The 14,907-nt window shown below is 41.9% G+C and carries 12 protein-coding genes and 1 tRNA gene; 6 read left to right on the top strand and 7 right to left on the bottom strand.

Going from position 1 to position 14,907, the window contains the following annotated elements; all coding sequences use genetic code 11:
* Positions 1 to 16 precede the first annotated feature (16 nt).
* The gene (locus QWZ08_RS26550; RefSeq protein WP_290340752.1) at positions 17 to 490 is read left to right on the top strand and encodes an SRPBCC family protein; all 474 of its coding nucleotides are present in this window, start codon (positions 17 to 19) and stop codon (positions 488 to 490) included.
* A gap of 392 nt (positions 491 to 882) precedes the next feature.
* The gene (locus QWZ08_RS26545; RefSeq protein WP_290340751.1) at positions 883 to 1,683 is read left to right on the top strand and encodes a C1 family peptidase; all 801 of its coding nucleotides are present in this window, start codon (positions 883 to 885) and stop codon (positions 1,681 to 1,683) included.
* Positions 1,684 to 1,780: 97 nt separating this feature from the next.
* Here QWZ08_RS26545 and QWZ08_RS26540 read toward each other — a convergent pair whose 3' ends face one another.
* Complete coding sequence (locus QWZ08_RS26540; protein WP_290340750.1) at positions 1,781 to 2,452, bottom strand: tetratricopeptide repeat protein; 672 nt, start codon at positions 2,450 to 2,452, stop codon at positions 1,781 to 1,783.
* 175 nt (positions 2,453 to 2,627) lie between these two features.
* On the opposite strand from QWZ08_RS26540, the gene QWZ08_RS26535 reads away from it, so the two are divergent.
* The 4 genes from QWZ08_RS26535 to QWZ08_RS26520 all read left to right on the top strand — a co-directional run bounded on the left by QWZ08_RS26535 (position 2,628) and on the right by QWZ08_RS26520 (position 8,528).
* Positions 2,628 to 2,699 (top strand) — tRNA-Arg (locus QWZ08_RS26535).
* Positions 2,700 to 3,290: 591 nt separating this feature from the next.
* Positions 3,291 to 4,484: a glycosyltransferase WbsX family protein gene (locus QWZ08_RS26530; RefSeq protein ID WP_290340749.1), complete on the top strand. Its 1,194-nt coding sequence runs from the start codon at positions 3,291 to 3,293 to the stop codon at positions 4,482 to 4,484.
* Between the two features lie 88 nt (positions 4,485 to 4,572).
* Entirely contained in the window at positions 4,573 to 7,050 is a 2,478-nt protein-coding gene (locus tag QWZ08_RS26525) for a DUF1549 domain-containing protein (RefSeq protein WP_290340748.1), read from the top strand.
* A gap of 44 nt (positions 7,051 to 7,094) precedes the next feature.
* A complete protein-coding gene (locus tag QWZ08_RS26520) occupies positions 7,095 to 8,528 on the top strand; it encodes a DUF1501 domain-containing protein (RefSeq protein WP_290340747.1) in 1,434 nt (477 codons plus the stop codon).
* A 57-nt stretch (positions 8,529 to 8,585) separates the two neighbouring features.
* Here the strand turns inward: QWZ08_RS26520 and QWZ08_RS26515 are convergent, their stop codons facing one another.
* From QWZ08_RS26515 to QWZ08_RS26490, 6 genes are read right to left on the bottom strand one after another with little or no spacing between them, the layout of a single operon-like run.
* A complete protein-coding gene (locus tag QWZ08_RS26515) occupies positions 8,586 to 9,350 on the bottom strand; it encodes an ABC transporter permease (protein WP_290340746.1) in 765 nt (254 codons plus the stop codon).
* Positions 9,351 to 9,360: 10 nt separating this feature from the next.
* Complete coding sequence (locus QWZ08_RS26510) at positions 9,361 to 10,161, bottom strand: ABC transporter ATP-binding protein (protein WP_290340745.1); 801 nt, start codon at positions 10,159 to 10,161, stop codon at positions 9,361 to 9,363.
* Positions 10,162 to 10,216: 55 nt separating this feature from the next.
* Entirely contained in the window at positions 10,217 to 11,437 is a 1,221-nt protein-coding gene (locus tag QWZ08_RS26505) for an ABC transporter permease (RefSeq protein ID WP_290340744.1), read from the bottom strand.
* Positions 11,434 to 12,198 carry an ABC transporter ATP-binding protein gene (locus QWZ08_RS26500; protein ID WP_290340743.1) on the bottom strand — a complete coding sequence of 255 codons (765 nt, stop codon included), beginning with the start codon at positions 12,196 to 12,198 and terminating at the stop codon, positions 11,434 to 11,436. The genes QWZ08_RS26505 and QWZ08_RS26500 overlap by 4 nt, the downstream gene beginning before the upstream one ends.
* 14 nt (positions 12,199 to 12,212) lie before the next feature.
* Positions 12,213 to 13,481: an efflux RND transporter periplasmic adaptor subunit gene (locus tag QWZ08_RS26495; RefSeq protein ID WP_290340742.1), complete on the bottom strand. Its 1,269-nt coding sequence runs from the start codon at positions 13,479 to 13,481 to the stop codon at positions 12,213 to 12,215.
* A gap of 7 nt (positions 13,482 to 13,488) precedes the next feature.
* On the bottom strand, positions 13,489 to 14,886 hold the full coding sequence (locus tag QWZ08_RS26490) for a TolC family protein (RefSeq protein WP_290340740.1): 1,398 nt from the start codon (positions 14,884 to 14,886) through the stop codon (positions 13,489 to 13,491).
* Between the last annotated feature and the right edge of the window lie 21 nt (positions 14,887 to 14,907).

Here is a 14,907-nt window from a genome sequence, read left to right as displayed (position 1 = left end):
AGGGTAAAATACAAAAATGAGCAAAGTCTACTCTCTTAAAACTGTACAGCAATTACCCGTAACCCTTAATGAAGCGTGGGACTTTTTCAGCAGTCCCGCCAACCTGCAAAAAATTACACCGGATAAGATGGGCTTTAATATTATTTCCAAATACCATGGCGATAAAATGTATCCCGGACAGGTAATTGAATATACAGTAAAACCTATACTGGGTATACCTTTATACTGGATGACGGAAATTACACATGTAGAAGACAAGAAATATTTTGTGGATGAACAGCGTTTTGGTCCCTACAGTCTATGGCATCACCAGCATCATTTTAAAGCCGTACCTGGCGGTGTGGAAATGACGGATATAGTGCATTACAAAATGCCATTTTGGTTTTTTGGAGACATTGCGAATTCGCTGTTTGTAAAAAAGCAATTGAAAGGAATATTTGATTACCGGTTTACCGCCGTTGAAGCCATGTTTGGAAAGATGGTTGCGTAGCATACATCGGCTGCATTTTATTTTAAGAGTGAGCACATAAAGTTTTAATAGCCAGTTATTTTTATAACGGGTATTTTTTTGCCAATAACCGGTCAATAAGCGCTGGTTAAGGCAATAAAAATAAACAGTTTGTGGTATTGACATTGCCTTCCAGGATTTCTATCTTGTATGATAATTGATTGAAGCCTGCAGGAATACAACTACTAATTTTTAACAGCGGGAAATATCAATTACCAGGCTGCAATCCAGGGGCAATGACGCAATTGCACATTGTACTAAATCCACTCCGAATCAGAAAGGCAATAACTAAACATGCATCCGCAGCAGTTGCTGTCTATGAATGTACCAGATCAATAAAGTAAAAGCATTTCTTATATTAAAAACAGATCACCATGGCAAAGAAAACAAACAATGCAAAACCAGTATTTAAAATGGGGTGGTTGCCCGACCTGCCCGATGCAAGGGATTATATGTATGCAGCCCCGCTGAAATTAATGCAAAAAATGCCTGCAAAAGTAGACCTGCGGCCCACTTGCCCACCAGTGTATAACCAGGGAGCATTGGGAAGCTGCACCGCCAACTCGCTGTCCGGAGCTTTTCAATTTGGCAAAAAGAAACAACGTAAGGCTGATTTTATGCCCAGTCGACTTTTTTTGTATTATAACGAAAGGGTGGCTATCCATACTGAAAACAGTGACAGTGGCGCTTTTTTGAGGGATGGTATTAAATCGCTTAACAAAGATGGCATTTGCAAAGAAACCGAATGGACCTATGATGATGATTCATCTGCTGGTGCCAAGTTCTCCAAAAAGCCACCAGCCGCCTGCTATTCGCATGCACAGCAAAATCAGATCACTTCTTACCAGCGGCTTAGTAATGGCAACATCAGCATATTAAAAGGCTGCCTGGCTGAAGGCTATCCATTCGCTTTTGGCTTTACCGTATATGAAAGTTTTATGACGGCGGCAATGGCCAAAAAAGGGATTATGCCAATGCCCGATTTCAGCAAAGAAAAAGTAGTGGGAGGCCATGCTATTCTTGCAGTTGGCTATGATGAAAAAAAGCAAATGGTATTGATAAGAAACAGCTGGGGTACAGCCTGGGGTATAAAAGGTTATTTCTGGATGCCTTATGCTTACATTACCAATACGCATCTCTGCGATGACTTTTGGACGATCCGGCTGGTAGAGTGAGCGATTAATTTCACACAACGGGGCTAAGAATACAAAGGCCACAAAGGAAATAATTCTTTTTGTGGCCTTTTGAATATAAGAATTACATCAAAAATATTTATCCCGGCATCCGGGTAATATATTTTTCCATTTGCTTTATTTGGTCGGCAATTTGGGGTGTGGTTGGCTTAAGGCCTTTTGCTTTTCTAAAATATTCTTTTCCCGCCCTGAATTCTCTTTTATTGATCATGATGGATGACAATTGCAGGTAAGCCGCCGCTTCATTTTCTTTATCCGGTAAACCTGCACGGATAGCGCCGCGGATATAGCTTTCTGCCTGTTTCATATCACCTTTTTGCATGGCGAGCATACCCAGCTGTAATTTATTGGCACCTTCAGCCTGCTTCATCTGGTCGCCTAAAATGCCACCGCCACCCATCAGCGACTGGCTCATTTTTAAATGTTTTTCAGCGCCTTCATAATTCTGATCTGCCATATCCAGGTTGCCTTTTACGGTATAATAAACAGAACGGATAGGTTTGATCAGCAAAGAAGGAAACCAGATAGAATCGATTACTTTTTTAGCTCCTTCAATATCACCACTTTCCATGCATTCCTGTATCAGGCGCATGGGGCCAAAAATAAAATGACCCACAATTAATATTACCGCAGCCAGGTACAATACAAATGCAGGCCAGAAACCAGCCTGTACATTGGTAAATATAGCCAGCGCCAATAAAACTCCTCCCAACCATAAACGGTATTTAATCAACAGGGTTAACCACTTCATATACTTAAAAAATTTGGATGGCAAAGATAAGGCTAAGAAAATTACGAATCTTAAAGAAGCCGCCGGGATTGTTTGATGCGGTAAAAGGGTTGCAAATAATCAATGTTGGAAGCTATCGGGTTGTTTGTTACTTTTGCACTCCAAAATAAGCTCAGCAGCAACTGGTTGTTGGAATGGTCCCGTAGTTCAGTGGATAGAATAGAAGTTTCCTAAACTTTAGACACAAGTTCGATTCTTGTCGGGACCACATCTTAAAAATTAAGAATAATAGCCTTACCAAAATTCTCCCAAAAAGGCTTTTTTGTTTTCAAGAGAGGCCGATTTCTCAATAGTCATTAATTCTACTTCAACAGGTAAACTAATTTTGATAAACGGCTAAACTGTGGCTGCAAATAACGATCGCCTATACTCTATTTACTTTTTTCTGCCTCTAATGGTTGATCAATCATCTAATGCATTACATCTCAGACAGGATAGAACAGGATAGTGAATTCACTTTTAAATCATAGGTTGCAAACAGGAGGTAAGAAGATGGCGGACTGCTGTTACCGGGTTATTAAGACCTTTGTCTGGCATACATTACATTGCTGACGTTACAACAAGCGGGTATCAGTTGATGGTTTTAATAATGTTGACGGCGTATCCAATGTTTCTCAATTCCAGCAGGAAAATTATTATTTTCCTATCAACATGCAACACACCAGTGGTAAACCTAATTGGTCAAAATCCGGATTACTGATAAATTTACTAATGATACACATGCAGTACCCGGTAAGCTGAAGTGAAGCCTGGTATTGTTAATTCAAAAATTATAGAATTATCTTGTCAAAAATGAAATATGATGTATCAAATCAAAATGCTTGTAGTATTTGGAATGCTGTTGTTGATTGCCGGAAATACCGTCGCTCAAAACAGGAAGCAGGTAGTTGATAAGAAATATGATGTTGCCGCATTTCTCTATCCCGCTTACGCCAGCGACGATCCCCGGTTGCGTCCATTCTGGCCTTCGGGCATTGGTGAATGGGAAACAGTTACCAATATGCAACAACGGTTTCCCGGGCATTACTGGAACCGGAAACCTGTTTGGGGAACAGTAAATGAAGCCGATCCGGCGGTTATGAATATGGAGATCAGCGAAGCTACCAAACACGGGATAAATGTTTTTATTTTTGACTGGTACTGGTATGATGGCCGCCCGTTTATGGAAACTACATTGAACAATGGTTTTCTTAAAGCTGACAATGCAGATAAGATGAAATTTTACCTGATGTGGGCCAATCATGATGTTGTAAATACATGGGATACAAGACTGAATAAAGTGGAGGATGGAAATGTAATCTGGACAGGAAAGGTGAGCAGAGATGAATTTGAAAAAATCTGTAAACGTAATATTGAAAAGTATTTTAAGCTGCCGCAATATTATAAAATTGATGGTAACCCTGTATTCATGATCTATGATGTACCACAACTGATTGCAGGCCTTGGCGGGATAGAACAAACAGCCGCAGCGCTCAAATGGTTTAAGGACGAAACAAAGAGGGCAGGTTTTCCGGGGCTGGAACTGCAGTTAACCATGTGGTCGCAAAACCTTAACTATAGTGGGTTTGATGGAAGTAAGACCAAAGCGCCTGAAAATGAATTTGTAAAAAAACTTGGGTTTACCAGTGCTACACATTACCAGTTTGTCCATTTTTTAGACGTCAATAACGATTACATGGATATCATGGAAAAAGTAAAAAAAGAATGGGCAAGGATTGATACGGCTTTTGAATTAACCTATTATCCGCATGTGAGCATCGGGTGGGATAACAGCCCAAGGTTAGGCAAAAGCGCTGTGATGAAAAACAATACGCCCGCAAATTTTGCCAAAGGATTACAAATGGCTAAAGACTATATCGATGCCCATCCCCGCCAGGCTCCGCTGATCACCATCAACAGCTGGAACGAATGGACGGAAACGAGTTACCTCGAACCCGATAACGTATACGGTTATGGGTATCTTGATGCTGTGAAAGCTGTCTTTATGAAATAATGTAAGTTTAGCTTTGGCAGTTAAAATAGCTTATGGTATTTAGGATTAATCATCGTACTTTTCTTTAAAGAACCTGTCAGGAAACCAGATGAATATATTAAAACAATTTATTAAAAAAAGGCGGCTATCACGCCTTGCTATTACCAGTTGCAGCATCGGGGTATTGCTATTTTTCCTGTCAGGTATTATCAATCCAGCATCGGCAGAAGGCCATGAAACGGTGGCCGGTGAAGGCTTCTGGCTTTGGTCGTTTTTAGGAAGATTGCATCCTATGATTGTACATTTTCCCGTGGGGCTTTTATACATCGCTTTATTTTTCGAATTTATTTCCTGGAAGCGTGCATCCCTTCAGCTCCGCAACGGTGTGCCTTTATTAATTGCTACCGGTGCCATTTCATCAGTGATAGCTGTAGTGTTGGGCCTGTTGTTATCCAACACCGAAACCTACGGCAGCAATGTATTACAGGTGCATCAATGGTCGGGCATTGCTACCATGATACTGGCCTGCGCTACTTACTATCTCTATCTGAAAAAGCAACGAAAATTTTCAATTATACTGCTTACTGCAACTGTATTGGGTGTTACTGTCGCTGGTCATTATGGAAGTGAACTTACACATGGCGAAGACTATCTCAGCAGCGTGCTGCCATTTGGTAAAGACGCCGGGGCGGGAACGGACAGCAGTTTTATTTTTGCTGGCATAAAAGGGCCACTGGATAGTTCACAAAGGCAGGAACTGAACCTGCAGGTTAGAACGATACTGGCGCATAATTGCTATAGCTGTCACGGCGAAACAAAAGTGAAAGGTGAACTGAGACTGGATTCAAAACAATACATTTTTAAAGGCGGAAAAAACGGTAGCATTCTTACGCCGGGCCATCCTGATAAAAGTGAGATCATCCGCCGCATATCCCTTTCCCGCAGGGATAAGGAAGCGATGCCTTCCAAAGGCAAAGGCCTTACTGCAACAGAAATAGCCACCCTTACTTTATGGATAAAACAAGGCGCACCCTGGCCTGACGGACCGGAAAGAAGCCTGTTTCGGGTAGCCGCCATGGCACCCCGTTTACCTGCTGTTCCACCGGCTACCGGCAACCTTACCTCACCGGTTGATTTGTTTGTCAACAACTATTTTAAACAACATAAAATAAGCTGGGTTAAGCCTGTTGAAGATCGCATTTACCTGCGCCGTGTTTATATGGATATCATCGGCCTGGTACCGCCGCCAGACAGCATGGATGCTTTTGTAAAAGACACCAGGCCCGATAAAAGAACGCTGATGGTGCAACATCTGTTGAACCGCAATGACGATTATACACAGCAATGGCTCAGCTTTTGGAACGATGCATTGCGCAACGATTATTCCGGTACCGGCTATATTACCGGCGGCAGGTTTGGCATAACCAAATGGTTGTATACATCACTAAAAGAAAACAAGCCGTACAATCGTTTTGTTAGTGAACTCATCAATCCCGATAAACAATCTGATGGCTTTATAAAAGGCATTCAATGGCGCGGCACCATCAACTCCAGCCAGCGTACCGAAATGCAGGCGGCGCAGAATGTATCGCAGGTTTTCTTTGGCGTTAATCTTAAATGCGCTTCCTGCCATAACAGTTTTGTAAGCGACTGGAAGCTGGATGATGCCTATGCTTTTGCCAACGTTTTTTCAGACAGTACACTGGAGATAAACCGTTGTGATAAACCAACCGGCAAAATGGCCGGCAGAAGAATATTATTTAAAGAGCTTGGCAACATCAATCCGGATGCTCCCCGGAAGGAGAGATTAAAACAATTGGCAGACAGCCTGGTGCAGCCCCGCAATGGCAGGCTGTACAGAACTTTTGTAAACCGCATGTGGGCCCAGCTAATGGGCCGGGGCATTGTTGAACCGGTAGATGTAATGGACAATGAGCCCTGGAGCCAGGACCTGCTCGACTGGCTTGCATATGATTTTGTAACTTCAGGATATGACATTAAAAAACTGATGTATACCATCCTTACTTCTCAAATTTATCAGCAGCCTTCGGTAACGGTAAAGGAACCGGGATTGCTTACAACCAAAGATTTCGTGTTTAAGGGTATGGTAACAAGAAGGCTTACCGCAGAAGAGTTTACCGATGCGGTTGGACAGGTACTGGCACCTGTTTATGCAGACAGTATGATTGTTTTCAACCTTATGCCGGAAAACATAAAACCGAACATTCCTTTTGCAAGGGCATCCCTGGTAAAAAATGATGCTTTTCTTACGGCTTTGGGACGCCCAAACAGGGAGACAGTGTCCACCAGCAGAACTTCACAGGCCAGCTTATTGCAGGCACTGGAATTAACCAATGGCGCACAATTTAACCAGGCCTTACACAAAGCCGCTATAAAATGGAAAGAAAAGTATAAAGATCCATTAACCATGACGAGGGAAGTTTACCGGGCGGCCATTGGCAGGTTACCATCGAAGGAAGAAGAAAAGGTTGCATTAACAGCGCTGGGCAGTGCACCTTCTATTGATGCGGTACAGGATTTTTTATGGGCCATTGCCCTTCATCCTGAATTTCAATTGATTTATTAATTGCTGAAAAATACAATATTTGCTCATTGCATAAATTGAACTGTATGAATGCTTATTGGAACAGAAGAGATTTTCTTAAAACCGCCAGCACCGCTACATTGGCAGCGCTGGCAGCCGGAGCGCCTGTGGCAAGTTTGTTAAGTGGTTGCGGCAAAAAATCAAAGCTGAATGACGGTACCGCAGATACAGTCATCCTTTTATGGATGGCGGGTGGCATGGCGCATACTGAAACCTTTGACCCCAAAAGATTCACACCTTATGAAAAAGGTATGGAAGGTAACAGGGTGCTGAGCACGTTTCAATCCCTGCCAACCGCATTGGATGGAATTCATTTTTCTGAGGGGTTGCAATCCATTGGCAGTGTGATGAACAAAGGCAGTCTTATCCGGTCGTATGTGGCCGCCGATATGGGGCATATCCTTCACTCAAGACATCAGTATCACTGGCATACCTGTTATGAGCCGCCACAAACAGCTGCAGCGCCACACCTCGGTGCCTGGATAGCAAAAGAACTGGGTCCTAAAAACCCGGTAATTCCTGCTTTCATCGACATCGGTCAGCGCTTTACTTTGGGAGAAGCTGAAGAATTAAAAGCTTTTCACACCGCCGGTTTCCTGGGTAATGAATTTGGTCCTTTTATGATACCCGATCCTACACAGGGTTTGGAAAGTGTGCGGCCGCCAGTGGGTATGGGCGCTAAACGTTTTGAAAGGCGCAACCAATTGTACAATGAACTTATCAGTAAAAGTCCGGCGGGTGAGTTTGGCAGCGATTACCAAAAAGAATCATTGAAGCGTTCTATGGAGCAGGCTTATATGTTATTGAATTCACCGGAAGCAAGTGCTTTTAACCTTAGCCTTGAACCAAAGGCAAGCTATGATATTTACAATACCGGCCGCTTTGGTCTGGGATGTTTACTGGCCAAAAGGCTCACGGAACAAGGTGCCCGTTTTATAAGCGTTACAACCGAGTATGAGCCTTTTGTTGGTTTCGATACGCACGAAAATGGCCATACCCGTATGGTGAATATGAAAAAGATGATCGACGGACCCGTATCCCAACTAATTAAAGACCTGGATAAAAGCGGGCGGCTGGACAGAACACTCGTAATACTGGCCAGTGAATTCAGCAGGGATATGATGGTGGAAGGCCGGCCGGATGCCAAAGTGCAGGAGCAGGTAGCTCAGCCGGATATTTTACCTGATATAAAGTTTTACGGTATGCACCGCCACTTTACAGATGGCTGTTCAATGCTAATGTTTGGAGGTGGCATTAAAAAAGGATTTGTGTATGGAAAAACGGCGGATGAACGGCCTTGTAAAACCATTGAAAATCCGGTTAAGATAGACCAGGTGCACCAGACAATTTATCATGCGTTGGGCATTCCGGAAGACACGCAATATGAAATTGAAAAACGTCCTTTTTATACAACACCGGATGGAAAGGGAAAGGCAATCAAAGAACTTTTGATAAGTTAGGCCGTAGCTGATTTTGGAATAGATTGGCATGACTATGCGCTTGAATTTTTACCAGGTTTAAATAATTACCCTTTTGTATAAAGCGCCGCCGATAATAATTAGCAATACACACAATATCATTAAAATACCAAGATCCCGAAACACATTTGCCTGCGATTGATTTTGGAGCATGGATGACCGTAACACATTGATCGTGTAGGTTAACGGATTAACATGAGAAAGTATTTGCAGCCAGCGCGGCATAATGTCTATCGGATATATGGCATTACTCGCAAAAAATAGAGGCATAGTTAGTACCTGCCCAATACCCATAAACCGTTCTCTTGTTTTTACCAGGCAAGCAATAATCAAAGAAAATGTTGAAAACAAAACAGATGCCATCACTACTGCCAGCAACACGGTAAATATCTCTGTTATAGCCAGGTTTAGTTTTACTTTCAGTAAAAAAGCCAACATGTAAATTATTGTCATCACCGGTATAGAGCGTATGCCTGCAGAGAGCGCCTTACCCAGTACCAGCGCAGTTCTTGGCGTTGGTGTTACCAAAAATTTTTGCGTAAGGCCAAGGTCTCTTTCCCAGATAACTGCAATGCCGTAAAAGATGGATATAAACAAAACGCTTTGGGCTAATATACCGGGTGTCATGAAATCTATATAAGGCATGCTCCCATTCATTGGATGCATTTTTTGAAAAACCTGGCCAAATATCAACAGCCACAAAGTAGGCTGGACAGTACGTAATACAATCTCAGTCGGGTCATGAAATATTTTTCTGATTTCCAATTCTGTGATTACAAATGTTTTTAGTATAAACCGTATCATGTATTTGTTTTTATCCTAAACGGGATGTCGTTTTACGTTCTGCGGCTACTTCGTGAAAGTCTCTTTGACTGTCCACCGATTCTTTGGTGTAATAAATAAATACATCTTCCATTGTGGCGCCTGCTTTATTTAATGAATTTTTCAATTCCGCAGGTGTTCCTGAAGCAACCAATTTGCCCCGCGACAGAAATGCAATATGCGTAGATAGTTTATCTGCTTCTTCCATTATGTGCGTGGTTAGTAATATGGTAGTACCAAACTCTTTTTTTAGTTCCAGAATATGTTCCCACACCGATTTCACACCAATGGGATCAAGGCCGGTAGTCGGTTCATCCAAAAATAATACCTTAGGACGATGTAGCATCGACTGGGCAATTTCCAGCCGCCTGATCATTCCACCGGAATAGGTTTTAACCGGTTTATGAGCTGCTTCCTGCAGACTCATAAACGCCAATGCCTGGTTTATTCTTTGCTTGCCTTCTTTCGATGGAATATCATAAAGCTTTGCAAAAAGTAAAAGATTTTCATAACCCGTCAGTGTGCCCTCAGCGGAAAGCATTTGGGGTACATAGCCAATCAGGCTCCTCACTTTAAAAGGACTTTTTGCAATGCTTATACCATCAATCCAGGCATCGCCTGAAGAGGGTTTTAATAGTGTGGTCAGCATTTTGATTGCAGTAGATTTCCCCGCTCCATTAGGACCAAGCAACGAATATATCTCCCCCTCATTTATTGTTATATTCAGGCTATCTACTGCAATAAAATCGCCGAATCGTTTGCTGAGTTGTTCTGTTTGCACAACAATTGCCATTATTTAATGCTTTTATTTTTTAACCTGGGTAAAATAGATGTTATATTGCCCATATTTACTCGTAATGCAAGGCTTCAATCGGATCTAACCTGGAAGCTTTTAATGCAGGATAATAGCCAAAAAATACACCAGTAATAAAACACACCAAAAAAGAAATTATCACCGAATACTCGGTTACAAGTGTTGGCCAATGAATAAAAAAAGTTACCAGCCTGGTAGCCACTATGCCCAGTCCTGCGCCAAGTACTCCTCCGGTAATACTTATTAAAATCGCTTCAATCAAAAATTGCAGTAAGATATCTATCCCCCTGGCACCAATCGACATTCTTAACCCAATTTCTTTGGTTCTTTCGGTGACAGATACGTACATAATATTCATGATTCCAATTCCTCCAACTAAAAGTGATATGCCGGCAATCACTGTGAGTAAAATTGTAAGTATCTGGCTGGTGGCCGAAAAAGTATTTATCAGCTCAGCCTGCGTCCTTACCGTAAAGTCGTTATCGGTTCCTTTTGCCAACCGGTGACTTGTTCTAAGTACCTGTTGTATTTCGGCAGCGGCCTTGTCTGTTGCGTTTTCGTCAATGGCCGAGACAAAAATATTTTGATAGTAAGTGGTTGCCAGTACACGTTTCTGAACGGTATTTACCGGAGCAAGTATTACATCATCCTGGTCTTGTCCGAAAGTATTTTCACCTTTTTTACTTAATACGCCTATTATTTTAAATGGGATATTTTTAAACCGGATGATTTTGCCCAATGCATCTTCTCCATTCGGAAAAAGGTTATTCAATACGGTCTGTCCTAAAAGACAAACTTTAGCTGCCGACTTTATATCCTGGCTTGTAAATGATACGCCATCCAGCAATGGCCAGCCACGAATGGCGAGGTATTCGGGAAATACCCCCTGCATACTGGTGGCCCAGTTATACGGTCCGTTAATAACCTGGCCACGGGATGTAACAGAGGGTGAGATGGCATCGATGTACTCCGGTTGTTTTTGTAACGCCGTAATGTCCTGTTCCGTAAGAGATTGTACGCTGGTGTTGTCCATTCTTACACCACCGGTTACGTTACTGTTAGGTCTTATTGTTATCATATTGCTGCCCATCCCTGAGATCTGTTTTTGGATACTTTGCTTAGAACCCTGACCGATTGCCGTCATTGCAATAACCGCAGCCACACCAATGATGATACCCAGCATGGTTAGAAAAGTTCTCATCCTGTTGCGGTTAATTGCCCGCCAGGCTATACGTAAAAGATTCGCCATTTTCATGTTGCAATATTTGACGGTGCTGTAATTGGGGACAGGTTTTTTAAAACGTCTTTTGCATTTTGTACATCCCTATTGATATGGTCTTTTAAAATTCTTCCATCTCTTAATGTGATGGTTCGTTTACTGAATGCAGCAATATCCGGCTCATGTGTTACAAACACGATTGTTTTTCCCTGGTCATTATTCAACTCCTGAATCAGCATCATTATTTCGTATGAAGTTCTTGAATCAAGATTACCGGTAGCTTCGTCCGCCAGTATCATCACCGGATCATTGACTAAAGCCCTTGCAATAGCTACCCTTTGCTGCTGGCCACCTGATAGTTGATTGGGCAGATGATTCATCCGGTCTGTAAGTTTAACTGCAGCCAATGCAGCCATAGCTTTTTCCCGTCTTTCCCTTGCGGAAAATCTGGCATTGTACAATAATGGCAATTCAATATTTTCTATGGCAGACGTTCTGGCCAATAAGTTATAGGATTGAAAAACAAATCCTAGTTTTTGATTTCTCAATCTTGCCAGTTCAGTTTTGGAAAGTTTGCTTACCTGTGTGCCATCCAGCAAATATTCTCCGCCGGTAGGCTTGTCAAGACAGCCAAGTATGTTTAACAACGTTGTCTTACCCGATCCGCTGCTTCCCATGATCGTTATAAATTCACCTGCATTGATTGAAAAACTGACATCATCCAGCGCCCGGACAACCTCATTCCCCACTTTAAATTCCCGTTGCAGGTTTTTAATATCAACAATTACAGAACTCATATCAATCATTGAATTTAATTTCTTGAAATGGATGCGGGCCTCCGTTGCATTTGCGGCATAAAAGGACTTCGTTGCGTGTTATCAGCATTCGTTTTGGCAGATCCTTTTACAGTGTTGGTAATTACCTCCTCCTCCGGCAACAACCCGTTGATTATTTTTACATAACTATCATCATTCAAACCAGAAATAACTGCCCTTTCCATAAGTGTATCACCTGTCTTTATCCAAACGTAAGATTTTCTGATTGCTGCATTTTCACCTGCCAGTTCTCGGGCAGCATCCCGGCGGCCAGGCCGGGCTTGTTTACTTCTTTTTAATGCAGCAGTATCTCTTTCCGCCCTTATAATCGTATATCGGTTTCGTAATACAGAATCCGGCTTAAAGGTTAAGGCCCGCGAAGGAATAAGTAATGCATTGCTGTCTTCTTCTATATAAATATTGATGCTGGCCGTCATACCTGGCTTTAATTTCATCGCAGCATTATCAACATTAATAAGTGTAGTATAAGTAACTACATTGGCCGATACACGGGGGTGCAGTAACACCTCCTGTACAGTTCCTTCAAAAATATCATCTGGAAATGCATCTACTGTAAAACTGGCATTCTGCCCGGTCTTTACACCTCCAATATCGGCTTCGTCTACAGCGGCGTTTACCTGCATTTTGGTAAGATCTTTCGCAATTACAAACAAAACCGGGGCATTAAAACTAGAAGCGATGGTTTGTCCCGCACTTACGTTTCTGTTAAGTACCACTCCAGTAACCGGGGAAAATATGTTGGTATAAGAAAGTGTTTTTTGTATCATCCTCAATTGTGCAGCTGCATTGTCAACAGCCGCTTTAGCACTATTAAACTGGTTCAATGCCATTTGATAATCAGCCTTACTGATGGCGCCCAGTTTAAACAATTGGTCCTGCCGTTCAAACGTACTTTTTTGAAATACCAGGTTACTTTTTGCGCTGGTAAGATTTGCCTGTGTCTGATCTTGCTGTGCGGCCAGAATGGAAGGGTCAACCTGTGCCAGCAACTGCCCTTTTTTTACCAAATCATTAAAATCAACCAATACTTTTTTTACTACTCCCGATACTTGTGCGCCAACAGATATAGTATCGACTGGCTGAATGGTTCCGGTGGCTGTTATGCTTTTTGCAATATATCCGGGCGATGCTTTTGCTGTTATAAAAGTTATTGCCTGTACATTTTTTGACGACCTCCTTGTCCAGATAAATATTACCGTTGTAACAACCAATAATATAAGTATGAGAATATACTTTTTTTTCATTTTCATTTTATAAGATTATCGGGCTACCCATGTAGAACTGATAAATTTTTTGCTGTAAAACAGTGGTATACTTTGCCTCTGTATAAGCCTGTACCGCCTGCACATATTGGTTTCGCTGCAGTAGCAGGTTATAAGAATTAATGGCGCCGAGTTTTAACTGTTCATTTGCTATATTATAGCTTTCCGTGGCTGTCACCAATTGCTGATTGGCCGCATCAAAAGCTTGTTGAGCATTTAGCGCATTCAGATAGGCCCGCTCCACCACCTGTAATAAAACCAACTGGATGTTTTGTAAATTAAGGCCGGCTTGTTTGTAAGCAATGAAGGATTTTTCTACACCAGCTCTATTAACGCGTTGCGAAAAGATAGGAATGGCTACTGTTATACCAAGACTCTGGTAGAAATTATTACCGGTCTGTATTAAATAAGCTGTCTTTGGCGAGACATTATTGATAATAACATCACTGTATCCCGAACCCATTGCTGCAGTGGCTTTAACGGTTGGTTTATAAGCCGCTTTAGCCAGTAAAATATTTAACGAAGCAATTTCAGTATTCAACCGGCCGATTTTGATCTCAGGAAAACTTTTTAATGCCGCCTGTTCAGCTTCTGCAAGGGTGGGTAAAATTTCTTTTGCTTCTACATGTAATGGTGTTACAATATCAAACAATGTGTCTGCCGGCAATTGTAGCAATTGTTCCAATGAAAGCACATTTTGCCTTACTTGATTTTGTGTCTGCACAAGCAGGTATTTATCGCCGGCCAGCTGTGCCTGCAACTGCATCAGGTTTATTTTTGAGATGCTCCCCGCATCAAAAAGCATTTGGCCCTGGTTTACACTTTCGGCGGATGCACTCACCAGATCTATTATATATTTTTCATTTTCACGGGATAATAAAATATTGAGGTATGCCTGGGTAATTAATATAATAATGTTGTTTTGCGTTTCCTGTACGGCAAGTCCGGCAGATTCTGTAAGTAAATGCTGTTCCCGGATTTTGTTGCCAACAGAATTATTATTCCACAAAATAACAGATGAATTAACTGAGTAGTTTCCAATAGCGGACAGCTGGTTTATCAATCTGCTGTTGTTTCCTGCAACAATATTATTTGCATTGTTAAAGGTATTTCCTGCAGATGCAGAAAGTGCCGGTATTTTTGCTGCTTCTGCTACTAATAAATCCTGCCGGGCTGATAGTTCATTTAGCCTTAATGTATTAATCTGGATATTGTGTGCAGCGGCATATTGAAAACAGTCTGCTATAGCCCACTTTTTTGAAGCGGAAGGAAACTGCGCAATTACAGGGCGGATATTCAGGACTAACAAAAAAATAACCTGAAAGGAGACTATAATGAAACGATTATACATAGTATAGCGCATTACCGGCAAACTACCTTTTACCATAGAAATCAACTTTGTAAAGTT

Source organism: Ferruginibacter paludis (genome assembly GCF_030409685.1).
Classification (GTDB): domain Bacteria; phylum Bacteroidota; class Bacteroidia; order Chitinophagales; family Chitinophagaceae; genus Ferruginibacter; species Ferruginibacter paludis.
This window is presented reverse-complemented; position numbering and strand designations above follow the sequence as displayed.

Bases quoted from the DNA above. Each gene is read 5' to 3' on its own strand.
- QWZ08_RS26545 (WP_290340751.1), top strand. From the start codon at position 883: ATGGCAAAGAAAACAAACAATGCAAAACCAGTATTTAAAATGGGGTGG.
- QWZ08_RS26510 (WP_290340745.1), bottom strand. From the start codon at position 10,161: ATGGCAATTGTTGTGCAAACAGAACAACTCAGCAAACGATTCGGCGAT.
- QWZ08_RS26500 (WP_290340743.1), bottom strand. From the start codon at position 12,198: ATGAGTTCTGTAATTGTTGATATTAAAAACCTGCAACGGGAATTTAAA.
- QWZ08_RS26550 (WP_290340752.1), top strand. From the start codon at position 17: ATGAGCAAAGTCTACTCTCTTAAAACTGTACAGCAATTACCCGTAACC.
- QWZ08_RS26505 (WP_290340744.1), bottom strand. From the start codon at position 11,437: ATGAAAATGGCGAATCTTTTACGTATAGCCTGGCGGGCAATTAACCGC.
- QWZ08_RS26530 (WP_290340749.1), top strand. From the start codon at position 3,291: ATGATGTATCAAATCAAAATGCTTGTAGTATTTGGAATGCTGTTGTTG.
- QWZ08_RS26515 (WP_290340746.1), bottom strand. From the start codon at position 9,350: ATGATACGGTTTATACTAAAAACATTTGTAATCACAGAATTGGAAATC.
- QWZ08_RS26490 (WP_290340740.1), bottom strand. From the start codon at position 14,886: ATGGTAAAAGGTAGTTTGCCGGTAATGCGCTATACTATGTATAATCGT.
- QWZ08_RS26520 (WP_290340747.1), top strand. From the start codon at position 7,095: ATGAATGCTTATTGGAACAGAAGAGATTTTCTTAAAACCGCCAGCACC.
- QWZ08_RS26495 (WP_290340742.1), bottom strand. From the start codon at position 13,481: ATGAAAAAAAAGTATATTCTCATACTTATATTATTGGTTGTTACAACG.
- QWZ08_RS26540 (WP_290340750.1), bottom strand. From the start codon at position 2,452: ATGAAGTGGTTAACCCTGTTGATTAAATACCGTTTATGGTTGGGAGGA.
- QWZ08_RS26525 (WP_290340748.1), top strand. From the start codon at position 4,573: ATGAATATATTAAAACAATTTATTAAAAAAAGGCGGCTATCACGCCTT.